We start from the raw sequence: 25702 nt of genomic DNA, 5'->3' as shown, positions 1-25702 counted from the left end.
ATGACAGAGCCCAGAAAGCTTCTAAACGAGAAGGCCTTTCCTGAAAATACGAAAAAAATAGCGATAGAACCCATATTTCAGCTTGTGATACACATTTAGGAATGATATATTCGACGAAGTGTATGTAATACACTACCCAATCACCTTTCCCCAGAGGCATCTGCCTCTGGTTTTTTTTCTAATTGTGATGGGCATTGTCGCATTAATCTCGTTAAAAGGTATACCGTCTCCGAAGTTTTTATGCCGTTTAAGCACAACGCTGCCCGTCGTCACAAGTTTGACAAAGCCGAATACAAGGTGACGAACTGGTCTGAATATAATGAGAGTCTGCGCCAGCGGGGATCAATCTCGGTCTGGGTTGAAGACGGTGTTGCCAGTGCTTGGTTAGCGCCGGCAAGCAAGACGCGCGGGCGGCCCACCAAATACTGGCGTTGTTGCAGTATCCCCCTGACGTGGAGTATCTTCTCTGAAATTTCCTTTTCAGAAGATCTACTTAAAGCCATTTAAACAGACTGCTGACACTTACGTCACAAGTTCGATAAAGCCCAATTCAAAGTGACGACCTGGCCGGATTATAACGCGAGCTTGTGCCGCCGTGGTGACATCACGGTCTGGATTGACAAGAGCGTCATCGAAGCCTGGCTTGCCCCCGCAAGTAATCGACCCGGAAGACCCGCCACGTATTCGGACCTGGCCATTGAAATCAGTTTGCGCGTCAAGTCTGTGTTTAGTTTGGCTTTACGGCAAACACAGGGATTTGTTCGCTCTGTGTTCGCGTTGTTGGATCTGACCTTACCAGTTCCAGACTATAGCACGGTGTCGCGTCGAACTACTGGATTGAACCTTTCCAAAGTCGAGTCTGACAAGACTGCAGGCCCGGCCACCCTTGTAATCGATAGCACGGGCGTGAAGATGTTCGGGGCTGGTGAATGGCAGGAAACCAAGCATGGAACCAAGAAAAAACGCAGAAAATGGCGAAAACTTCATCTTGGCCTGGATTTGGAAAGCGGGATCATCGTCTGCCGTGAACTGACGGAGGATACGGTTGGCGATCCAACTGTTGTGCCGGATCTACTGGAGCAGATCGAGGGTTCTATTGCCACGTTTCTTGGCGATGGAGCTTATGACGGAGCTGCGACAAGACAGGAAATAGCAGCTCGCTATGACGGTGTCGAGGTCATCATACCGCCGCCCAAAACAGCCGTCCCCAGCCCTAAGGCTGAGACTGTCAGTGCTGGATGTATTCTCCCCAAAAGCGCTGGTTGAAAATTCCCCACTTTTCAGCTTTGACTTTTGTTTGAAGGGGCATGCCCCTTCAAACAAAAGTTGGCGAAACTCTCCTCTACGTCCCTGTTGGAAAGAAGGGGTGTGGAGGAGTGGTCAATCTAGGGAAGATCGTAATGATCCATAATTTGAAGCAGCAGGGACTGTCTGTAAGTGCCATAGCGCGCAAAGCCGGGCTGGATAGAAAGACGGTCAGCAAATACTTACACCAAGGCCTTGAAGCTCCTGTCTACGGCCCCCGCCAGCGTGACGGGCGTGTACTGGAGGAATACAAAGGCTATTTACTTGAGCGACTGGAGCGGTTTCCCGGTCTATCTGCCCGGCGCTTGCTTCGTGAGCTGAAGACACTGGGGTTTAAGGGCGGTTACTCCACTGTAACGGAATATCTTCGCCTGATCCGTCCAGCTCCTCCGCATGCATTTGAACGGCGCTTTGAGACAGCACCAGGCCAGCAGGCACAGGTAGATTTTGCTGAGTTTCAGGTGGCGTTCACCAGTGAACCAGATGTGGTGCGAAAAATCTTTTTGTTTTCAATGGTGCTGAGTAATTCACGGTTTTTGTGGGGGCGCTATTGTGCCAATCAAAAACTAGAGACAGTCCTGCGTTGTCATATCGCGGCCTTTGAGGTCTTCGGCGGAGCGACACTGGAAGTCCTGTATGATCGCATGAAGACAGCCGTTCTGGGAGAGGAGCCAGATGGCACTGTTCTTTTTAATCCTGCTCTTGTCGCTCTTCTGGACCATTATGGCGCTCAGCCGGATGCCTGCCAGCCCTACCGGGCCAAAACCAAGGGCAAGGTGGAGCGTCCATTTCGTTACATCCGGCAGGATTTCTTCCTTGGTCGTACGTTCCGCGATCTGGACGATCTTAATGCCCAGTTCACACGCTGGTGCAAGGAAATTGCCAATGCCCGTGTTCATGCCACCACCAACCGTGTGGTGGGCGAGGTCTTTGGAGAGGAACAGCCCGCTCTGATCCCTTTGCCAGCGCACCCTTATGATGCTGTTTTACTGGTGGAGCGGCGGGTCACGCGTGATGGCATGGTCTCCGTTGGAGGTAATCTTTATTCAGTGCCGGACACCGTTAAGAAACGGATGGTCGAAGTCCAGCATCACCCGCAAGAGGTGCGCATCTATGGACACGGTCAGCTCATCGCCACCCATCCGGTCATGGAGGGAAAGAACCAGCGCCGGGTTGATCCATGCCATCGCAAGGCTCCTCCACGGGCAACACAGCGCCGTCGTCTGGCTGCGGAGCCAACCAAACACAGCGGTGTAAACCAACGCCCACTGGAGTTCTATGAAGCGGTAGGCCAACGACTTGCCAGTACTGGAGGTAAGCCATGAGTTCGCTCAGTAAACGCATTCAGTCTTCACTGGTAGGCTTAAAAATGCCGCGGGCTTTAGAGGTGCTCGACCACACGCTGAGCCAATTGGAACAAGGGGAACTCACGGCCCTGGAGGCCCTGGATTCTCTGCTCAATGAAGAATATTCAACACGCGAGGGCCGCCGTATCGGCGTCGCCCTGACGACAGCGCGGCTTACTCCGATAAAAACACTGGAAAGCTTCGACTTTACCTTCCAGCCCTCGCTGGACAGGGATCGCATCATGGCTCTAGCCGAACTGGAGTTCATCACTCGCAATGAAGTGGTACACTTTCTCGGTCCACCTGGTACAGGAAAGAGCCATCTGGCAACTGCTCTTGGGGTTGCAGCCGTTAAAGCGGGTAAACGGGTGTATCGCATTGCTTTAGCTCACCTCATCGAAGCCTTGGCAAAAGCTGAAAAAGAAGGGCGGTTGACTGAGAAACTACGCTTCTTTGCACGAACTTCACTGCTAATCGTCGATGAAATCGGTTATCTGCCAATTACCAATGGGGGAGCAAACTTGTTCTTCCAGCTCGTCAATGCCAAATATGAAAAGGGATCCATGATCCTCACCTCAAACCGTGGCTTTGCGGAATGGGGTGAGATCTTTGGTGATCGCGTTATTGCCACAGGCCTTCTCGATCGGCTTTTGCATCATGCCGTCGTCATCCAGATCAAAGGTGCTAGTTATCGGTTGCGCAGCCATGCGGACCTCATGCCAGAGCACGTACGGGCTAACGCTTCAATAGCTCCACCTCCACCACCAAAACGACGCGGCAGGCCACCCAAAAAGGAGAGTTAGACCCACAGACAAGGCTGGTCACCAAATACTCAAACTGAGGACTTTCCGTCCAGCACATGTGGGGAAATTTGACTCAGCATTGACAGTAAGCGCTGTTTTGCCGATTGCATCCGCAAAGATCGGCCAAAGCCAAATAATAAATGGCATCTGGATGAGGTGGTTATTACCATCCGTGGGGTGATATACTGGCTCTGGCGGGCGATTGACGCAGATGGTGACGTGCTCGATATCTTGGTTCAAAAGCACCGGAACGCCAAGGCTGCCAAACGGTTTTTCAAAAAACTTGTCAAACAATTTGGTGAGCCACGGGTCGTGGTAACGGATAAACTGCGCAGCTATATCAAACCTGTACAGACCCTTGCTCCAGATGCAGATCGCCGCGCCCACAAAGGCTTGAACAACAGGATAGAAAACTCTCATCGCCCAACAAGAAAGCGAGAGAAGATCATGGGGCGGTTCAAATCGCTTTGGCAAGCGCAACGGTTCTTGTCAGCCCATGATCAGATCAACACCATTTTCCGACAACGCCGAGTTGAGTTGTAATATTGATGTATGTAAGTTATTGTTTAAATGCGCACTTAAGCAAATAGTAACCACACTACCTCTGAGAAATTAGACAGCATTCTTTAGTTAATTGATGAGTAATAGTCGCTTATTTTGTTTTATAGCTTAAAAATTATCATCATATATATCACATTAGCCAATGTGATTGTTCATATAGTAAAAAATTACTTTATAAATATTTGTATACATGTATTATCTACTCAGAATTAAAGTGTGGAAGCTACCACCTACTTTTCGTGTTTAACTATACTGCGAGCATTACAATGTCTGAAATTGAATCAACTGAAGCCTATGTTGTTGTCGTTAATGAAGAAGAGCAATGGTCAATTTGGCCGCTTCACAAAAAGGTTCCTGAAGGATGGAAGTTAGGAGACAAGAAAGGAAATAAGGAAGAGTGTTTGGAGTTTATTAAGTCGGTATGGATCGATATGCGCCCACTCTCTCTGAGAAAAAAAATGGATGGATATAAAGATAAGGTGGCAATCGCCGAGTTATCGGAGCAATAGAATTTGCACTTTTTAGTTTTTTATTTTTAGTTTTTTCTGTGAGGGGCAGTCTTGCAATATAAGTTGTTGAAGCTTTCACACTCTCAAGAACGTCTTTGGTTTTTGGATCAACTGGCGCCAAAGCAGTCTACTTACGATAACTCTGCAGCCATCAAATTAAATGGTGCGTTGGATGTACCTTCACTTGAAAGGGCGTTTGCAGCACTGATTGAGCGTCATGAGAGCTTGCGCACGCGGATTGTAGAAGAAGAGGGGGTTGGTTATCAGGTAATTGATCCGCCGGCAGATTTCCTATTGAAGATTACCGATGTGGATGGCTTGTCCTCAGAACAGCTGAAGGCACACATGCAGGATCTGACTGCTGCACGGTTTGATCTTTTGACAGGTCCCTTGTTCCGGGCAGAGCTTTTACGCCTTGCCGCGGATCACCATGTGCTGGTTGTGAATGTACATCATATTGTTTCTGATGCTTGGTCTGTATGCATCTTGGTGCGGGAAGTGGGAGAGCTTTATGCTGCACAATGTGAGGAACGGCCAGCCGATCTTCCAACCCTGCCCGTGCAATATGCTGATTATGCCGCCTGGCAGCGGCGCTGGCTTGAGGGGGAGCGTCTGGAGGGGCAGCTTTCGTACTGGTGTGACAAGCTTCAGGAGCTTCCAACATTAGACCTTCCTACAGATCATCCTCGTCCGGCAGTGATGAGTGGCCATGGGGGCCGGATTGAGGTGACTTTCCCGGCTGAACTATCAGGCGCGTTGACAGCCTTGAGCCAGCGGGAAGGCGTGACCCTGTTCACAGTTCTTCTGGCAGCCTTTCAGGTTCTGCTCAGCCGTCACAGCGAGCAAAATGATGTGGTGGTGGGTGTCCCTGTGGCCGGGCGTCGTCGAGCAGAGTTTAAAGGGCTGATTGGGTGTTTCGTCAACACCTTGGTGTTACGCGGAAATCTGTCAGATGATCCCAGTGTGCATGAACTGCTGGCTAATACAAAAAAATATGCACTGAAGGCTTACGCTCGTCAAGATGTGCCGTTTGAGCGGTTGGTTGAAGCACTCCAGCCGCAACGAGATCTTTCTCGCCACCCACTTTGTCAGGCGTTACTAAATTTTTTCCCACGACCTGACAATTCTTTCCTGAATTTGGAAACTGAAATAGATCAAGTTTTTCCAACTAAGCGCACTGAGTTTGATCTGCAATTGCATTTGAGTGAAACGCGGGAAGGGCTGCGCGGGCGCCTGGAATACAGCACAGATCTGTTTGAAGCGTCGACAATGGAACGCCTGGTTGTCCATCTGGAGCGTCTTTTGGCGGCGATGGCCTCCGCAGATCCAGAGCAGAAGATCTCCACGCTCTCACTGCTTGATGAGGCAGAACGTCATCAGGTTTTAGAAGAGTGGAATGCAACGGCAGCAGATTATCCGCAAGACCGTTGCTTGCATGAGCTTATTGCTGAACAGGCTGCCCGACAGCCAGATGCAGTTGCAGTGGAGTTTGAGGGGCAGTGTTTAAGTTATGGTGAGTTAGAGGCTCGTGCCAATCAGCTTGCCCATCATTTGCGTACTCTTGGAGTTGGCCCAGAAGTTATTGTTGGCTTGTGCGTTGACCGGTCAGCTGAGATGGTTGTGAGTTTGCTGGCCATCCTCAAGGCTGGAGGTGCCTACCTTCCGCTTGATCCTGCCTATCCGCCTGACCGGTTAGCGTTTATGCTGCAGGATGCGGGGGCCTCTCTTGTTGTATGTGATGATGCTCATTCAGGATTGGTCAGTGATCATCCATTGGTGTGTTTGCAGGCCGATGCGGAGATCATTCGCCAATATCCTCAAAGCTCACCGGATGTGACGGTGGATGCTGAAAACCTTGCCTATGTGACTTACACGTCCGGCTCAACCGGACACCCTAAAGGGGTCATGATCCGTCATGGAGGATTAAATGGGGCGTTATCTAGCTTAACAGCGGTCCTTGAGCTCACAGCTGGCGATGTTTTGGCAGCAGTTACCAACTTGACTTTTGATATAGCTACTCTTGAAATTTTAGCTCCACTTATATTAGGTGGCCGCTGTGTTTTGGTAACACGGTCAAGCGCAGCAGATGGACTTGCCTTAACTAACATATTGAAGAGTAGTCGCGTAACAGTTCTTCAAGCTACTCCTGCCACTTGGTATCTCTTGTTGGAGACTGGAGGTATACCTTCAGGACTACGAAAGATATTGTGTGGTGGGGAAGCACTATCCCGAGATCTTGCAGGTGGGTTAACAGCATGCCATGAGCATGTTTGGAATTTATATGGGCCGAGTGAGACGACAATTTGGTCTGCATTGCATAAAGTCACGTCAGGAAAAGCATCTGTTCCGATCGGTCATCCGATCTGGAACACTCAGCTTTACGTTCTTGATGGAGGGCTTGAGCCTGTGCCTGTTGGGGTATCAGGCGAGCTTTACATTGGCGGAGTTGGCTTAGCTCGTGGTTATTTAGGGCGGCCGGATTTGACCGCGGAACGTTTTGTTCCAGATCCGTTTGGTTCGGCCGGAGGCCGGTTATACCGCACCGGAGACCGGGTTTGCCGGCGTGCTGATGGTGCACTTGAGTTCTTAGGTCGCTACGACCATCAGGTGAAGCTGCGGGGTTACCGGATCGAGACCGGTGAGATTGAAGCGGCTCTAACATCGCATCCATCCGTTGGTCAGGCAGCTGTGTTGCTACGTGCAGATGGCCCCGGAGAAGGGCGGCTGGTTGCTTATGTGGTCGGAGATGCAAGCGCAGGTGATTTACGCGCGCATCTTCAGCAGACCTTGCCTGATTACATGGTTCCAGCGGCATTTGTTACTTTGTCAGCTCTGCCCTTAACCCCGAACGGAAAGCTTGACCGCAAGGCGCTGCCAGAACCTGATGACAGCGGATTGGTGCGTAAGGCTTATATTGCTCCGCGTACACCAGTTGAAGAGATGCTTACCAGCATCTGGGCAGAAGTTCTGGGCGTGACACAGGTCGGCGTTGAGGACAACTTCTTCGATTTGGGGGGGCATTCCCTTCTAGCCATGCAGGTTATGGCGCGTGTGGGACAGGCTTTTGCTGTAGAGATACCGTTGAAGGCATTGTTCGAGGCACCATGCGTTAAAGATCTGGCGGCAGCTGTCGAGCTGGCTCTCGGTTTGGGCCGGACTATGGAAGATCTGCCTCTGGATCCAGTGGACCGAAGTGGGGCTTTGAAGCTTTCACACTCTCAAGAACGTCTTTGGTTTTTGGATCAACTGGCACCAGAACAGTCTGCTTATAATGTTTCCGGGGCAGTCAGGTTAAATGGTGCGTTGGATGTACCTTCACTTGAAAGGGCGTTTGCAGCACTGATTGAGCGTCATGAGAGCTTGCGCACGCGGATTGTAGAAGAAGAGGGGGTCGGTTATCAGGTAATTGATCCGCCGGCAGATTTCCTATTGAAGATTACCGATGTGGATGGCTTGTCCTCAGAACAGCTGAAGGCACACATGCAGGATCTGACTGCTGCGCGGTTTGATCTTTCGACTGGTCCCTTGTTCCGGGCAGAGCTTTTACGCCTTGCCGCGGATCGCCATGTGCTGGTTGTGAGCATACATCATATTGTTTCTGATGCCTGGTCCATAGGCGTCTTGGTGCGGGAACTGGGAGAGCTTTATGCTGCACAATGTGAGGAACGGCCAGCCGATCTTCCAACCCTGCCCGTGCAATATGCTGATTATGCCGCCTGGCAGCGGCGCTGGCTTGAGGGGGAGCGTCTGGAGGGGCAGCTTTCGTACTGGTGTGACAAGCTTCAGGAGCTTCCAACATTAGACCTTCCTACAGATCATCCTCGTCCGGCAGTGATGAGTGGCCATGGGGCCCGGATTGAGGTGACTTTCCCGGCTGAACTATCAGGCGCGTTGACAGCCTTGAGCCAGCGGGAAGGCGTGACCTTGTTCATGGTTCTTCTGGCAGCCTTTCAGGTTCTGCTCAGCCGTCACAGCGAGCAAAATGATGTGGTGGTGGGTGCCCCTGTGGCCGGGCGTCGCCGCCCAGAGCTGGAAGGGCTGATTGGCTTTTTTGTCAACACCTTGGTGTTGCGCGGCAATCTGTCAGATAATCCCAGTGTGCATGACCTTCTGGTTCGCACGAGAGAACTGGCGCTTGAAGCGTATGGTCATCAAGATGTGCCGTTTGAGCGGTTGGTTGAAGCACTCCAGCCGCAACGAGATCTTTCTCGCCACCCTCTGTTCCAGGCAATGTTGGTGCTGCAAAACGCTCCAGGGGATGCCATGGCACTGCCTGGTCTAAGCGTTCAGAGCGAGCCGCTCACAGGCAATACGGCAAAGTTTGATCTTACTTTGAGTTTGAGTGAAACGCGGGAAGGGCTGCGCGGGCGCCTGGAATACAGCACAGATCTGTTTGAAGCGTCGACAATGGAACGCCTGGTTGTCCATCTGGAGCGTCTTTTGGCGGCGATGGCCTCCGCAGATCCAGAGCAGAAGATCTCCACGCTCTCACTGCTTGATGAAACTGAACGTCATCAGGTTTTAGAAGAGTGGAATGCAACGGCAGCAGATTATCCGCAAGACCGTTGCTTGCATGAGCTTATTGCTGAACAGGTTGCCCGACAGCCAGATGCAGTTGCAGTGGAGTTTGAGGGGCAGTGTTTAAGTTATGGTGAGTTAGAGGCTCGTGCCAATCAGCTTGCCCATCATCTGCGTACTCTTGGAGTTGGCCCAGAAGTTATTGTTGGCTTGTGCGTTGACCGGTCAGCTGAGATGGTTGTGAGTTTGCTGGCCATCCTCAAGGCTGGAGGTGCCTACCTTCCACTTGATCCTGCCTATCCGCCTGACCGGTTAGCGTTTATGCTGCAGGATGCGGGGGCCTCTCTTGTTGTATGTGATGATGCTCATTCAGGATTGGTCAGTGATCATCCGTTGGTGTGTTTGCAGGCCGATGCGGAGATCATTCGCCAATATCCTCAAAGCTCACCGGATGTGACGGTGGATGCTGAAAACCTTGCCTATGTGATTTACACGTCCGGCTCAACCGGACGCCCGAAAGGGGTCATGATCCGTCACCAAAACCTGAAGAGCTATTTATTATGGGCAGCACATACTTATGGCGCAAGTGATTGGACCAAGTCACTTGTCCATAGTCCAATCTTCTTTGATCTTTCTGTTACCTCATTGTGGTTGCCCCTTTTGCTTGGGCGATGCTGTGAATTGGTTCCTGAGGAACCTGATGCTCTGAAGTTTACCTTGCAACGCATCCCAGATAGCAAAAGCTTTATAAAGCTCACCCCCAGCCATCTTCGTATGCTTGAGGGCGAAATCCCGACAGATGCTATTGATACAACCAACCTTCTTGTCATCGGTGGAGAAGCATTATCTAGCGATGGATTCGGTCCATGGTCGAAGAAACATACAACAGAGATCGTGAATGAGTATGGCCCATCTGAGGCAACAGTCGGTTGCTGTGTGCAAACAGTATCAATTCCGTCCGATACGTCGATTGGCGAGCAAAAGTCGAGCTCTGTTCCGATTGGTTATCCGATCTGGAACACTCAGCTTTACGTTCTTGATGGAGGGCTTGATCCTGTGCCTGTTGGGGTATCAGGCGAGCTTTACATTGGCGGAGTTGGCTTAGCTCGTGGTTACTTGGGGCGGCCGGATTTGACCGCGGAACGTTTTGTTCCAGATCCGTTTGGTTCGGCCGGAGGCCGGTTATACCGCACCGGAGACCGGGTTTACCGGCGTGCTGATGGTGCACTTGAGTTCTTAGGTCGCTACGACCATCAGGTGAAGCTGCGGGGTTACCGGATCGAGACCGGTGAGATTGAAGCGGCTCTAACATCGCATCCATCCGTTGGTCAGGCAGCTGTGTTGCTACGTGCAGATGGCCCCGGAGAAGGGCGGCTGGTTGCTTATGTGGTCGGAGATGCAAGCGCAGGTGATTTACGCGCGCATCTTCAGCAGACCTTGCCTGATTACATGGTTCCAGCGGCATTTGTTACTTTGTCAGCTCTGCCCTTAACCCCGAACGGAAAGCTTGACCGCAAGGCGCTGCCAGAACCTGATGACAGCGGATTGGTGCGTAAGGCTTATATTGCTCCGCGTACACCAGTTGAAGAGATGCTTACCAGCATCTGGGCAGAAGTTCTGGGCGTGACACAGGTCGGCGTTGAGGACAACTTCTTCGATTTGGGGGGGCATTCCCTTCTAGCCATGCAGGTTATGGCGCGTGTGGGACAGGCTTTTGCTGTAGAGATACCGTTGAAGGCATTGTTCGAGGCACCATGCGTTAAAGATCTGGCGGCAGCTGTCGAGCTGGCTCTCGGTTTGGGCCGGACTATGGAAGATCTGCCTCTGGATCCAGTGGACCGAAGTGGGGCTTTGAAGCTTTCACACTCTCAAGAACGTCTTTGGTTTTTGGATCAACTGGCACCAGAACAGTCTGCTTATAATGTTTCCGGGGCAGTCAGGTTAAATGGTGCGTTGGATGTACCTTCACTTGAAAGGGCGTTTGCAGCACTGATTGAGCGTCATGAGAGCTTGCGCACGCGGATTGTAGAAGAAGAGGGGGTCGGTTATCAGGTAATTGATCCGCCGGCAGATTTCCTATTGAAGATTACCGATGTGGATGGCTTGTCCTCAGAACAGCTGAAGGCACACATGCAGGATCTGACTGCTGCGCGGTTTGATCTTTCGACTGGTCCCTTGTTCCGGGCAGAGCTTTTACGCCTTGCCGCGGATCGCCATGTGCTGGTTGTGAGCATACATCATATTGTTTCTGATGCCTGGTCCATAGGCGTCTTGGTGCGGGAACTGGGAGAGCTTTATGCTGCACAATGTGAGGAACGGCCAGCCGATCTTCCAACCCTGCCCGTGCAATATGCTGATTATGCCGCCTGGCAGCGGCGCTGGCTTGAGGGGGAGCGTCTGGAGGGGCAGCTTTCGTACTGGTGTGACAAGCTTCAGGAGCTTCCAACATTAGACCTTCCTACAGATCATCCTCGTCCGGCAGTGATGAGTGGCCATGGGGCCCGGATTGAGGTGACTTTCCCGGCTGAACTATCAGGCGCGTTGACAGCCTTGAGCCAGCGGGAAGGCGTGACCTTGTTCATGGTTCTTCTGGCAGCCTTTCAGGTTCTGCTCAGCCGTCACAGCGAGCAAAATGATGTGGTGGTGGGTGCCCCTGTGGCCGGGCGTCGCCGCCCAGAGCTGGAAGGGCTGATTGGCTTTTTTGTCAACACCTTGGTGTTGCGCGGCAATCTGTCAGATGATCCCAGTGTGCATGACCTTCTGGTTCGCACGAGAGAACTGGCGCTTGAAGCGTATGGTCATCAAGATGTGCCGTTTGAGCGGTTGGTTGAAGCACTCCAGCCGCAACGAGATCTTTCTCGCCACCCTCTGTTCCAGGCAATGTTGGTGCTGCAAAACGCTCCAGGGGATGCCATGGCACTGCCTGGTCTAAGCGTTCAGAGCGAGCCGCTCACAGGCAATACGGCAAAGTTTGATCTTACTTTGAGTTTGAGTGAAACGCGGGAAGGGCTGCGCGGGCGCCTGGAATACAGCACAGATCTGTTTGAAGCGTCGACAATGGAACGCCTGGTTGTCCATCTGGAGCGTCTTTTGGCGGCGATGGCCTCCGCAGATCCAGAGCAGAAGATCTCCACGCTCTCACTGCTTGATGAAACTGAACAGATAATACAAATTTCACCAAAAACTCAGTTTGTACCCAAGCCCGCAGGTTTTCTGGCACGAGAGCATTCTTCGGCAGAAGAAACGATTCATGATCGTTTTGAAGCAATTGTTAACCGCTATGGGGATCGGTTAGCAGTAGTTGGAGATAGTATCTCCTGGAGTTACAAAGAGCTGAATATACGAGTAAATAACATAGCTCATACACTGACTGCTAACATACCACAGCACTCCAGAATAGGAATATTAATGCCTAATAGCTGTAATGCAATTGCAGCAATATTAGGCGTTCTTAAGGCTGGTTCAGCATTTTTCCCTCTTGATCCGTTGCAACCCAAAGATCGCTTAAACAAAATCATTGATCAGATTGATCCTATAGCAATTATAACAATTGAAGAATATTTTGAGGTTGCAGAGGAACTTATAAACGATATCCCAATCATCCTGATGTCACAAGCAACACCTCAATGTGCTGGCAGTATATTTCAGACGCAAAGTAAATCACAAGACCTTGCTTACGTACTTTTTACTTCAGGAACTACTGGCATCCCTAAAGGAGTGATGCAGAATCATCGGAACGTTCTTCATTTCAACCATCTTTACGTTAACTCTGTAAAAATTGTTCCTGATGATCAATTGTCATTGCTGAGTTGGTTTGGTTTTGATGCGGCAATTATGGATATATTTGGGGCACTGCTCAGCGGTGCGTCTCTGCGCATTTTCAACCTAAATGAAGCGAAACTTATTGATTTTAAGAATGACTTTGCTGAGAGTAAACTCACGATATGGCATTCAACTCCGACAGTATTGCGGGCAGTTATCCCGCTGTTACCATTTGAGATGATTGAGGCAATCAGAATCGTTGTGCTAGGTGGTGAAGTTGCAGACTTACGCGATGTCGATATACTGAAACAATACTTTTCTAAAAATTGTTTGCTGCTTAATGGGTACGGGCCTACTGAATCAACATTAGCTCTGCAGCATGTTATGCTCCCCAATTCTAGTGTCGATACGGTTGGTTCTACTCTTCCCATCGGCTGGCCTGTCAAAGGTACCAGAGTAATGTTACTCGATAGTAAGGGCCGGCCAACAGAGTTGGTTGGGCGTTTGGCTATATTGGATCCTCATATTGCGCTTGGGTATTGGGGAAACTCTGAGCTTACACAACAGGTATTTAAAGAGACTATTTGTGAACATAAAGCGCGGGCGTTTATTACCGGAGACCGGGTTTGCCGGCGTGCTGATGGTGCACTTGAGTTCTTAGGTCGCTACGACCATCAGGTGAAGCTGCGGGGTTACCGGATCGAGACCGGTGAGATTGAAGCGGCTCTAACATCGCATCCATCCGTTGGTCAGGCAGCTGTGTTGCTACGTGCAGATGGCCCCGGAGAAGGGCGGCTGGTTGCTTATGTGGTCGGAGATGCAAGCGCAGGTGATTTACGCGCGCATCTTCAGCAGACCTTGCCTGATTACATGGTTCCAGCGGCATTTGTTACTTTGTCAGCTCTGCCCTTAACCCCGAACGGAAAGCTTGACCGCAAGGCGCTGCCAGAACCTGATGACAGCGGATTGGTGCGTAAGGCTTATATTGCTCCGCGTACACCAGTTGAAGAGATGCTTACCAGCATCTGGGCAGAAGTTCTGGGCGTGACACAGGTCGGCGTTGAGGACAACTTCTTCGACTTGGGGGGGCATTCCCTTCTAGCCATGCAGGTTATGGCGCGTGTGGGACAGGCTTTTGCTGTAGAGATACCGTTGAAGGCATTGTTCGAGGCACCATGCGTTAAAGATCTGGCGGCAGCTGTCGAGCTGGCTCTCGGTTTGGGCCGGACTATGGAAGATCTGCCTCTGGATCCAGTGGACCGAAGTGGGGCTTTGAAGCTTTCACACTCTCAAGAACGTCTTTGGTTTTTGGATCAACTGGCACCAGAACAGTCTGCTTATAATGTTTCCGGGGCAGTCAGGTTAAATGGTGCGTTGGATGTACCTTCACTTGAAAGGGCGTTTGCAGCACTGATTGAGCGTCATGAGAGCTTGCGCACGCGGATTGTAGAAGAAGAGGGGGTCGGTTATCAGGTAATTGATCCGCCGGCAGATTTCCTATTGAAGATTACCGATGTGGATGGCTTGTCCTCAGAACAGCTGAAGGCACACATGCAGGATCTGACTGCTGCGCGGTTTGATCTTTTGACTGGTCCCTTGTTCCGGGCAGAGCTTTTACGCCTTGCCGCGGATCGCCATGTGCTGGTTGTGAGCATACATCATATTGTTTCTGATGCCTGGTCCATAGGCGTCTTGGTGCGGGAACTGGGAGAGCTTTATGCTGCACAATGTGAGGAACGGCCAGCCGATCTTCCAACCCTGCCCGTGCAATATGCTGATTATGCCGCCTGGCAGCGGCGCTGGCTTGAGGGGGAGCGTCTGGAGGGGCAGCTTTCGTACTGGTGTGACAAGCTTCAGGAGCTTCCAACATTAGACCTTCCTACAGATCATCCTCGTCCGGCAGTGATGAGTGGCCATGGGGCCCGGATTGAGGTGACTTTCCCGGCTGAACTATCAGGCGCGTTGACAGCCTTGAGCCAGCGGGAAGGCGTGACCTTGTTCATGGTTCTTCTGGCAGCCTTTCAGGTTCTGCTCAGCCGTCACAGCGAGCAAAATGATGTGGTGGTGGGTGCCCCTGTGGCCGGGCGTCGCCGCCCAGAGCTGGAAGGGCTGATTGGCTTTTTTGTCAACACCTTGGTGTTGCGCGGCAATCTGTCAGATGATCCCAGTGTGCATGACCTTCTGGTTCGCACGAGAGAACTGGCGCTTGAAGCGTATGGTCATCAAGATGTGCCGTTTGAGCGGTTGGTTGAAGCACTCCAGCCGCAACGAGATCTTTCTCGCCACCCTCTGTTCCAGGCAATGTTGGTGCTGCAAAACGCTCCAGGGGATGCCATGGCACTGCCTGGTCTAAGCGTTCAGAGCGAGCCGCTCACAGGCAATATGACAAAGTTTGATCTTACTTTGAGTTTGAGTGAAACGCGGGAAGGGCTGCGCGGGCGCCTGGAATACAGCACAGATCTGTTTGAAGCGTCGACAATGGAACGCCTGGTTGTCCATCTGGAGCGTCTTTTGGCGGCGATGGCCTCCGCAGATCCAGAGCAGAAGATCTCCACGCTCTCACTGCTTGATGAGGCAGAACGTCATCAGGTTTTAGAAGAGTGGAATGCAACGGCAGCAGATTATCCGCAAGACCGTTGCTTGCATGAGCTTATTGCTGAACAGGCTGCCCGACAGCCAGATGCAGTTGCAGTGGAGTTTGAGGGGCAGTGTTTAAGTTATGGTGAGTTAGAGGCTCGTGCCAATCAGCTTGCCCATCATCTGCGTACTCTTGGAGTTGGCCCAGAAGTTATTGTTGGCTTGTGCGTTGACCGGTCAGCTGAGATGGTTGTGAGTTTGCTGGCCATCCTCAAGGCTGGAGGTGCCTACCTTCCGCTTGATCCTGCCTATCCGCCTGACCGGTTAGCGTTTATGCTGCAGGATGCGGGGGCCTCTCTTGTTGTATGTGATGATGCTCATTCAGGATTGGTCAGTGATCATCCGTTGGTGTGTTTGCAGGCCGATGCGGAGATCATTCGCCAATATCCTCAAAGCTCACCGGATGTGACGGTGGATGCTGAAAACCTTGCCTATGTGATTTACACGTCCGGCTCAACCGGACGCCCGAAAGGGGTCATGATCCGTCATAACGGTGCGCGTCATTCTATAATAGCTCTAATTGAAGTGTTCTCTATTACAGCTGACTCCCGAGTCTTACAATTTGCAAGCTTTAGTTTCGATGTGTCAGTTTGGGAGATCTTTTGCACACTAAAGGCTGGTGCGCGGCTGATAGTCCCGCCTCCACGCACGCATTTAGTTGGTTCTGTATTGACGAACCAGATAAGTGCACGCGCTATAACAACTTTGATGCTTCCTCCATCTATCTTGGCGACAATTAAGCCAGACCAAGCTCTCAATCTAAAAATGCTAGGAGTAGCAGGCGAAGCTTCACTTCCATCCTTATTGAAGCCATGGTGTAATGGACGGCGAATTGTAAACGCTTACGGCCCTACAGAAATTACTGTATTTGCTAGTTGGTATTTGGTAAATGCAACGGAGCAATCATCTGTTCCGATTGGTTATCCGATCTGGAACACTCAGCTTTACGTTCTTGATGGAGGGCTTGAGCCTGTGCCTGTTGGGGTATCAGGCGAGCTTTACATTGGCGGAGTTGGCTTAGCTCGTGGTTATTTAGGGCGGCCGGATTTGACCGCGGAACGTTTTGTTCCAGATCCGTTTGGTTCGGCCGGAGGCCGGTTATACCGCACCGGAGACCGGGTTTGCCGGCGTGCTGATGGTGCACTTGAGTTCTTAGGTCGCTACGACCATCAGGTGAAGCTGCGGGGTTACCGGATCGAGACCGGTGAGATTGAAGCGGCTCTAACATCGCATCCATCCGTTGGTCAGGCAGCTGTGTTGCTACGTGCAGATGGCCCCGGAGAAGGGCGGCTGGTTGCTTATGTGGTCGGAGATGCAAGCGCAGGTGATTTACGCGCGCATCTTCAGCAGACCTTGCCTGATTACATGGTTCCAGCGGCATTTGTTACTTTGTCAGCTCTGCCCTTAACCCCGAACGGAAAGCTTGACCGCAAGGCGCTGCCAGAACCTGATGACAGCGGATTGGTGCGTAAGGCTTATATTGCTCCGCGTACACCAGTTGAAGAGATGCTTACCAGCATCTGGGCAGAAGTTCTGGGCGTGACACAGGTCGGCGTTGAGGACAACTTCTTCGATTTGGGGGGGCATTCCCTTCTAGCCATGCAGGTTATGGCGCGTGTGGGACAGGCTTTTGCTGTAGAGATACCGTTGAAGGCATTGTTCGAGGCACCATGCGTTAAAGATCTGGCGGCAGCTGTCGAGCTGGCTCTCGGTTTGGGCCGGACTATGGAAGATCTGCCTCTGGATCCAGTGGACCGAAGTGGGGCTTTGAAGCTTTCACACTCTCAAGAACGTCTTTGGTTTTTGGATCAACTGGCACCAGAACAGTCTGCTTATAATGTTTCCGGGGCAGTCAGGTTAAATGGTGCGTTGGATGTACCTTCACTTGAAAGGGCGTTTGCAGCACTGATTGAGCGTCATGAGAGCTTGCGCACGCGGATTGTAGAAGAAGAGGGGGTCGGTTATCAGGTAATTGATCCGCCGGCAGATTTCCTATTGAAGATTACCGATGTGGATGGCTTGTCCTCAGAACAGCTGAAGGCACACATGCAGGATCTGACTGCTGCGCGGTTTGATCTTTCGACTGGTCCCTTGTTCCGGGCAGAGCTTTTACGCCTTGCCGCGGATCGCCATGTGCTGGTTGTGAGCATACATCATATTGTTTCTGATGCCTGGTCCATAGGCGTCTTGGTGCGGGAACTGGGAGAGCTTTATGCTGCACAATGTGAGGAACGGCCAGCCGATCTTCCAACCCTGCCCGTGCAATATGCTGATTATGCCGCCTGGCAGCGGCGCTGGCTTGAGGGGGAGCGTCTGGAGGGGCAGCTTTCGTACTGGTGTGACAAGCTTCAGGAGCTTCCAACATTAGACCTTCCTACAGATCATCCTCGTCCGGCAGTGATGAGTGGCCATGGGGCCCGGATTGAGGTGACTTTCCCGGCTGAACTATCAGGCGCGTTGACAGCCTTGAGCCAGCGGGAAGGCGTGACCTTGTTCATGGTTCTTCTGGCAGCCTTTCAGGTTCTGCTCAGCCGTCACAGCGAGCAAAATGATGTGGTGGTGGGTGCCCCTGTGGCCGGGCGTCGCCGCCCAGAGCTGGAAGGGCTGATTGGCTTTTTTGTCAACACCTTGGTGTTGCGCGGCAATCTGTCAGATGATCCCAGTGTGCATGACCTTCTGGTTCGCACGAGAGAACTGGCGCTTGAAGCGTATGGTCATCAAGATGTGCCGTTTGAGCGGTTGGTTGAAGCACTCCAGCCGCAACGAGATCTTTCTCGCCACCCTCTGTTCCAGGCAATGTTGGTGCTGCAAAACGCTCCAGGGGATGCCATGGCACTGCCTGGTCTAAGCGTTCAGAGCGAGCCGCTCACAGGCAATACGGCAAAGTTTGATCTTACTTTGAGTTTGAGTGAAACGCGGGAAGGGCTGCGCGGGCGCCTGGAATACAGCACAGATCTGTTTGAAGCGTCGACAATGGAACGCCTGGTTGTCCATCTGGAGCGTCTTTTGGCGGCGATGGCCTCCGCAGATCCAGAGCAGAAGATCTCCACGCTCTCACTGCTTGATGAGGCAGAACGTCATCAGGTTTTAGAAGAGTGGAATGCAACGGCAGCAGATTATCCGCAAGACCGTTGCTTGCATGAGCTTATTGCTGAACAGGTTGCCCGACAGCCAGATGCAGTTGCAGTGGAGTTTGAGGGGCAGTGTTTAAGTTATGGTGAGTTAGAGGCTCGTGCCAATCAGCTTGCCCATCATTTGCGTACTCTTGGAGTTGGCCCAGAAGTTATTGTTGGCTTGTGCGTTGACCGGTCAGCTGAGATGGTTGTGAGTTTGCTGGCCATCCTCAAGGCTGGAGGTGCCTACCTTCCGCTTGATCCTGCCTATCCGCCTGACCGGTTAGCGTTTATGCTGCAGGATGCGGGGGCCTCTCTTGTTGTATGTGATGATGCTCATTCAGGATTGGTCAGTGATCATCCGTTGGTGTGTTTGCAGGCCGATGCGGAGATCATTCGCCAATATCCTCAAAGCTCACCGGATGTGACGGTGGATGCTGAAAACCTTGCCTATGTGATTTACACGTCCGGCTCAACCGGACGCCCGAAAGGAGTCATGATCCGTCATAGCAGCGCTGTTCAATATCTATTAGACTTTAATCATCGGTATAAAATCTGCTCTTCTGACCATACTGTTGTGATCCCACCAATCACATTTGATGCCTCAATTAGAAATATTTTTGGTTTATTAATTGCTGGCGGAGAAGTAATCATACCTCCTAGAGAAGTGGGGAATGACCCTTTTTTCGTTGCAAATAGGATTTTATCCAGAAACGTGACACTTCTCATTAGTACAACGCCGAGTTTTTTCTCTGCAATTTTGGATTACATTTCTTCCAGTTCATCAAAGCACTTGCCGCTTCGCCTCGCTATGATAAGTGGAGAGTCTCTACCTTGGAACTTGGTTTCAAGAGCAAAAAGCATTTTTCCGAACATTTTCTTAGTCAACTTATGTGGAGCAACTGAATGCACAATGTCCTCAACTTATTTTGAGGTTCCTTCTGATGCGTCGATTGACGAGCAAAAGTCGAGCTCTGTTCCGATCGGTCATCCGATCTGGAACACTCAGCTTTACGTTCTTGATGGAGGGCTTGAGCCTGTGCCTGTTGGGGTATCAGGCGAGCTTTACATTGGCGGAGTTGGCTTAGCTCGTGGTTATTTAGGGCGGCCGGATTTGACCGCGGAACGTTTTGTTCCAGATCCGTTTGGTTCGGCCGGAGGCCGGTTATACCGCACCGGAGACCGGGTTTGCCGGCGTGCTGATGGTGCACTTGAGTTCTTAGGTCGCTACGACCATCAGGTGAAGCTGCGGGGTTACCGGATCGAGACCGGTGAGATTGAAGCGGCTCTAACATCGCATCCATCCGTTGGTCAGGCAGCTGTGTTGCTACGTGCAGATGGCCCCGGAGAAGGGCGGCTGGTTGCTTATGTGGTCGGAGATGCAAGCGCAGGTGATTTACGCGCGCATCTTCAGCAGACCTTGCCTGATTACATGGTTCCAGCGGCATTTGTTACTTTGTCAGCTCTGCCCTTAACCCCGAACGGAAAGCTTGACCGCAAGGCGCTGCCAGAACCTGATGACAGCGGATTGGTGCGTAAGGCTTATATTGCTCCGCGTACACCAGTTGAAGAGATGCTTACCAGCATCTGGGCAGAAGTTCTGGGCGTGACACAGGTCGGCGTTGAGGACAACTTCTTCGATTTGGGGGGGCATTCCCTTCTAGCCATGCAGGTTATGGCGCGTGTGGGACAGGCTTTTGCTGTAGAGATACCGTTGAAGGCATTGTTCGAGGCACCATGCGTTAAAGATCTGGCGGCAGCTGTCGAGCTGGCTCTCGGTTTGGGCCGGACTATGGAAGATCTGCCTCTGGATCCAGTGGACCGAAGTGGGGCTTTGAAGCTTTCACACTCTCAAGAACGTCTTTGGTTTTTGGATCAACTGGCACCAGAACAGTCTGCTTATAATGTTTCCGGGGCAGTCAGGTTAAATGGTGCGTTGGATGTACCTTCACTTGAAAGGGCGTTTGCAGCACTGATTGAGCGTCATGAGAGCTTGCGCACGCGGATTGTAGAAGAAGAGGGGGTCGGTTATCAGGTAATTGATCCGCCGGCAGATTTCCTATTGAAGATTACCGATGTGGATGGCTTGTCCTCAGAACAGCTGAAGGCACACATGCAGGATCTGACTGCTGCGCGGTTTGATCTTTCGACTGGTCCCTTGTTCCGGGCAGAGCTTTTACGCCTTGCCGCGGATCGCCATGTGCTGGTTGTGAGCATACATCATATTGTTTCTGATGCCTGGTCCATAGGCGTCTTGGTGCGGGAACTGGGAGAGCTTTATGCTGCACAATGTGAGGAACGGCCAGCCGATCTTCCAACCCTGCCCGTGCAATATGCTGATTATGCCGCCTGGCAGCGGCGCTGGCTTGAGGGGGAGCGTCTGGAGGGGCAGCTTTCGTACTGGTGTGACAAGCTTCAGGAGCTTCCAACATTAGACCTTCCTACAGATCATCCTCGTCCGGCAGTGATGAGTGGCCATGGGGCCCGGATTGAGGTGACTTTCCCGGCTGAACTATCAGGCGCGTTGACAGCCTTGAGCCAGCGGGAAGGCGTGACCTTGTTCATGGTTCTTCTGGCAGCCTTTCAGGTTCTGCTCAGCCGTCACAGCGAGCAAAATGATGTGGTGGTGGGTGCCCCTGTGGCCGGGCGTCGCCGCCCAGAGCTGGAAGGGCTGATTGGCTTTTTTGTCAACACCTTGGTGTTGCGCGGCAATCTGTCAGATGATCCCAGTGTGCATGACCTTCTGGTTCGCACGAGAGAACTGGCGCTTGAAGCGTATGGTCATCAAGATGTGCCGTTTGAGCGGTTGGTTGAAGCACTCCAGCCGCAACGAGATCTTTCTCGCCACCCTCTGTTCCAGGCAATGTTGGTGCTGCAAAACGCTCCAGGGGATGCCATGGCACTGCCTGGTCTAAGCGTTCAGAGCGAGCCGCTCACAGGCAATACGGCAAAGTTTGATCTTACTTTGAGTTTGAGTGAAACGCGGGAAGGGCTGCGCGGGCGCCTGGAATACAGCACAGATCTGTTTGAAGCGTCGACAATGGAACGCCTGGTTGTCCATCTGGAGCGTCTTTTGGCGGCGATGGCCTCCGCAGATCCAGAGCAGAAGATCTCCACGCTCTCACTGCTTGATGAGGCAGAACGTCATCAGGTTTTAGAAGAGTGGAATGCAACGGCAGCAGATTATCCGCAAGACCGTTGCTTGCATGAGCTTATTGCTGAACAGGTTGCCCGACAGCCAGATGCAGTTGCAGTGGAGTTTGAGGGGCAGTGTTTAAGTTATGGTGAGTTAGAGGCTCGTGCCAATCAGCTTGCCCATCATTTGCGTACTCTTGGAGTTGGCCCAGAAGTTATTGTTGGCTTGTGCGTTGACCGGTCAGCTGAGATGGTTGTGAGTTTGCTGGCCATCCTCAAGGCTGGAGGTGCCTACCTTCCACTTGATCCTGCCTATCCGCCTGACCGGTTAGCGTTTATGCTGCAGGATGCGGGGGCCTCTCTTGTTGTATGTGATGATGCTCATTCAGGATTGGTCAGTGATCATCCGTTGGTGTGTTTGCAGGCCGATGCGGAGATCATTCGCCAATATCCTCAAAGCTCACCGGATGTGACGGTGGATGCTGAAAACCTTGCCTATGTGATTTACACGTCCGGCTCAACCGGACACCCTAAAGGGGTCATGATCCGTCATGGAGGATTAAATGGGGCGTTATCTAGCTTAACAGCGGTCCTTGAGCTCACAGCTGGCGATGTTTTGGCAGCAGTTACCAACTTGACTTTTGATATAGCTACTCTTGAAATTTTAGCTCCACTTATATTAGGTGGCCGCTGTGTTTTGGTAACACGGTCAAGCGCAGTAGATGGACTTGCCTTAACTAACATATTGAAGAGTAGTCGCGTAACAGTTCTTCAAGCTACTCCTACCACTTGGTATCTCTTGTTGGAGACTGGAGGTATACCTTCAGGACTACGAAAGATATTGTGTGGTGGGGAAGCACTATCCCGAGATCTTGCAGGTGGGTTAACAGCATGCCATGAGCATGTTTGGAATTTATATGGGCCGAGTGAGACGACAATTTGGTCTGCATTGCATAAAGTCACGTCAGGAAAAGCATCTGTTCCGATCGGTCATCCGATCTGGAACACTCAGCTTTACGTTCTTGATGGAGGGCTTGAGCCTGTGCCTGTTGGGGTATCAGGCGAGCTTTACATTGGCGGAGTTGGCTTAGCTCGTGGTTACTTGGGGCGGCCGGATTTGACCGCGGAACGTTTTGTTCCAGATCCGTTTGGTTCGGCCGGAGGCCGGTTATACCGCACCGGAGACCGGGTTTGCCGGCGTGCTGATGGTGCACTTGAGTTCTTAGGTCGCTACGACCATCAGGTGAAGCTGCGGGGTTACCGGATCGAGACCGGTGAGATTGAAGCGGCTCTAACATCGCATCCATCCGTTGGTCAGGCAGCTGTGTTGCTACGTGCAGATGGCCCCGGAGAAGGGCGGCTGGTTGCTTATGTGGTCGGAGATGCAAGCGCAGGTGATTTACGCGCGCATCTTCAGCAGACCTTGCCTGATTACATGGTTCCAGCGGCATTTGTTACTTTGTCAGCTCTGCCCTTAACCCCGAACGGAAAGCTTGACCGCAAGGCGCTGCCAGAACCTGATGACAGCGGATTGGTGCGTAAGGCTTATATTGCTCCGCGTACACCAGTTGAAGAGATGCTTACCAGCATCTGGGCAGAAGTTCTGGGCGTGACACAGGTCGGCGTTGAGGACAACTTCTTCGATTTGGGGGGGCATTCCCTTCTAGCCATGCAGGTTATGGCGCGTGTGGGACAGGCTTTTGCTGTAGAGATACCGTTGAAGGCATTGTTCGAGGCACCATGCGTTAAAGATCTGGCGGCAGCTGTCGAGCTGGCTCTCGGTTTGGGCCGGACTATGGAAGATCTGCCTCTGGATCCAGTGGACCGAACAGCTTAATCGTTCAAAAACCGGCGTTTAACGATTTTATTTATAAATACAAGGGAGTGCATTTTGCCACATAAATTATTAATGCTTTCACACTCTCAAGAACGTCTTTGGTTTTTGGATCAACTGGCACCAGAACAGTCTGCTTATAATGTTTCCGGGGCAGTCAGGTTAAATGGTGCGTTGGATGTACCTTCACTTGAAAGGGCGTTTACAGCACTGATTGAGCGTCATGAGAGCTTGCGCACGCGGATTGTAGAAGAAGAGGGGGTCGGTTATCAGGTAATTGATCCGCCGGCAGATTTCCTATTGAAGATTACCGATGTGGATGGCTTGTCCTCAGAACAGCTGAAGGCACACATGCAGGATCTGACTGCTGCGCGGTTTGATCTTTCGACTGGTCCCTTGTTCCGGGCAGAGCTTTTACGCCTTGCCGCGGATCGCCATGTGCTGGTTGTGAGCATACATCATATTGTTTCTGATGCCTGGTCCATAGGCGTCTTGGTGCGGGAACTGGGAGAGCTTTATGCTGCACAATGTGAGGAACGGCCAGCCGATCTTCCAACCCTGCCCGTGCAATATGCTGATTATGCCGCCTGGCAGCGGCGCTGGCTTGAGGGGGAGCGTCTGGAGGGCAGCTTTCGTACTGGTGTGACAAGCTTCAGGAGCTTCCAACATTAGACCTTCCTACAGATCATCCTCGTCCGGCAGTGATGAGTGGCCATGGGGCCCGGATTGAGGTGACTTTCCCGGCTGAACTATCAGGCGCGTTGACAGCCTTGAGCCAGCGGGAAGGCGTGACCTTGTTCATGGTTCTTCTGGCAGCCTTTCAGGTTCTGCTCAGCCGTCACAGCGAGCAAAATGATGTGGTGGTGGGTGCCCCTGTGGCCGGGCGTCGCCGCCCAGAGCTGGAAGGGCTGATTGGCTTTTTTGTCAACACCTTGGTGTTGCGCGGCAATCTGTCAGATGATCCCAGTGTGCATGACCTTCTGGTTCGCACGAGAGAACTGGCGCTTGAAGCGTATGGTCATCAAGATGTGCCGTTTGAGCGGTTGGTTGAAGCACTCCAGCCGCAACGAGATCTTTCTCGCCACCCTCTGTTCCAGGCAATGTTGGTGCTGCAAAACGCTCCAGGGGATGCCATGGCACTGCCTGGTCTAAGCGTTCAGAGCGAGCCGCTCACAGGCAATACGGCAAAGTTTGATCTTACTTTGAGTTTGAGTGAAACGCGGAAAGGGCTGCGCGGGCGCCTGGAATACAGCACAGATCTGTTTGAAGCGTCGACAATGGAACGTTTAGTTGTCCATCTGGAGCGTCTTTTGGCGGCGATGGCCTCCGCAGATCCAGAGCAGAAGATCTCCACGCTCTCACTGCTTGATGAGGCAGAACGTCATCAGGTTTTAGAAGAGTGGAATGCAACGGCAGCAGATTATCCGCAAGACCGTTGCTTGCATGAGCTTATTGCTGAACAGGTGCCCGACAGCCAGATGCAGTTGCAGTGGAGTTTGAGGGGCCAGTGTTTTAAGTTATGGTGAGTTAGAGGCTCGTGCCAATCAGCTTGCCCATCATCTGCGTACTCTTGGAGTTGGCCCAGAAGTTATTGTTGGCTTGTGCGTTGACCGGTCAGCTGAGATGGTTGTGAGTTTGCTGGCCATCCTCAAGGCTGGAGGTGCTACCTTCCACTTGATCCTGCCTATCCGCCTGACCGGTTAGCGTTTATGCTGCAGGATGCGGGGGCCTCTCTTGTTGTATGTGATGATGCTCATTCAGGATTGGTCAGTGATCATCCGTTGGTGTGTTTGCAGGCCGATGCGGAGATCATTCGCCAATATCCTCAAAGCTCACCGGATGTGACGGTGGATGCTGAAAACCTTGCCTATGTGATTACACGTCCGGCTCAACCGGACACCCTAAAGGGGTCATGATCCGTCATGGAGGATTAAATGGGGCGTTATCTAGCTTAACAGCGGTCCTTGAGCTCACAGCTGGCGATGTTTTGGCAGCAGTTACCAACTTGACTTTTGATATAGCTACTCTTGAAATTTTTAGCTCCACTTATATTAGGTGGCCGCTGTGTTTTGGTAACACGGTCAAGCGCAGTAGATGGACTTGCCTTAACTAACATATTGAAGAGTAGTCGCGTAACAGTTCTTCAAGCTACTCCTACCACTTGGTATCTCTTGTTGGA

The 25702-nt window shown here is 51.9% G+C and carries 7 protein-coding genes and 3 pseudogenes; all 10 read left to right on the top strand.

Annotation, left to right across the window (positions count from 1 at the left end):
- Nucleotides 1-240 precede the first annotated feature (240 nt).
- Nucleotides 241-360 (top strand): annotated as a pseudogene (locus BLS62_RS32380) (IS5/IS1182 family transposase); the annotation flags it as partial.
- Nucleotides 361-555: 195 nt separating this feature from the next.
- Nucleotides 556-1266 carry an IS5 family transposase gene (locus tag BLS62_RS27805; protein WP_093190145.1) on the top strand — a complete coding sequence of 237 codons (711 nt, stop codon included), beginning with the start codon at nt 556-558 and terminating at the stop codon, nt 1264-1266.
- Between the two features lie 110 nt (nt 1267-1376).
- Nucleotides 1377-2630 carry an IS21 family transposase gene (gene istA / locus BLS62_RS27800; protein WP_093191668.1) on the top strand — a complete coding sequence of 418 codons (1254 nt, stop codon included), beginning with the start codon at nt 1377-1379 and terminating at the stop codon, nt 2628-2630.
- A complete protein-coding gene (istB, locus tag BLS62_RS27795) occupies nt 2627-3454 on the top strand; it encodes an IS21-like element helper ATPase IstB (RefSeq protein WP_093190143.1) in 828 nt (275 codons plus the stop codon). The genes istA and istB overlap by 4 nt, the downstream gene beginning before the upstream one ends.
- 96 nt (nt 3455-3550) lie before the next feature.
- A pseudogene (locus BLS62_RS27790) lies at nt 3551-3997 on the top strand (IS6 family transposase); the annotation flags it as partial.
- Nucleotides 3998-4281: 284 nt separating this feature from the next.
- Entirely contained in the window at nt 4282-4524 is a 243-nt protein-coding gene (locus tag BLS62_RS27785; protein WP_093190141.1) for an MbtH family protein, read from the top strand.
- A gap of 51 nt (nt 4525-4575) precedes the next feature.
- Nucleotides 4576-23526, top strand: coding sequence for a non-ribosomal peptide synthetase (locus tag BLS62_RS27780; protein WP_093190140.1), 18951 nt, complete (start codon nt 4576-4578; stop codon nt 23524-23526).
- 54 nt (nt 23527-23580) lie between these two features.
- Nucleotides 23581-24195 (top strand): condensation domain-containing protein, encoded by a 615-nt coding sequence (locus tag BLS62_RS32675; protein WP_143521626.1) that lies wholly within the window; start codon nt 23581-23583, stop codon nt 24193-24195.
- Between the two features lie 17 nt (nt 24196-24212).
- Nucleotides 24213-25049, top strand: a pseudogene (locus BLS62_RS32670) (condensation domain-containing protein); the annotation flags it as partial.
- A 183-nt stretch (nt 25050-25232) separates the two neighbouring features.
- Nucleotides 25233-25439, top strand: coding sequence for a hypothetical protein (locus tag BLS62_RS27760; RefSeq protein ID WP_093190131.1), 207 nt, complete (start codon nt 25233-25235; stop codon nt 25437-25439).
- Nucleotides 25440-25702: the final 263 nt, after the last annotated feature.

Source organism: Pseudovibrio sp. Tun.PSC04-5.I4 (assembly GCF_900104145.1).
Lineage (GTDB): Bacteria > Pseudomonadota > Alphaproteobacteria > Rhizobiales > Stappiaceae > Pseudovibrio.
Note: the sequence above shows the minus strand (reverse complement) of the source record. Positions and strands in the feature narration are given on the sequence as shown.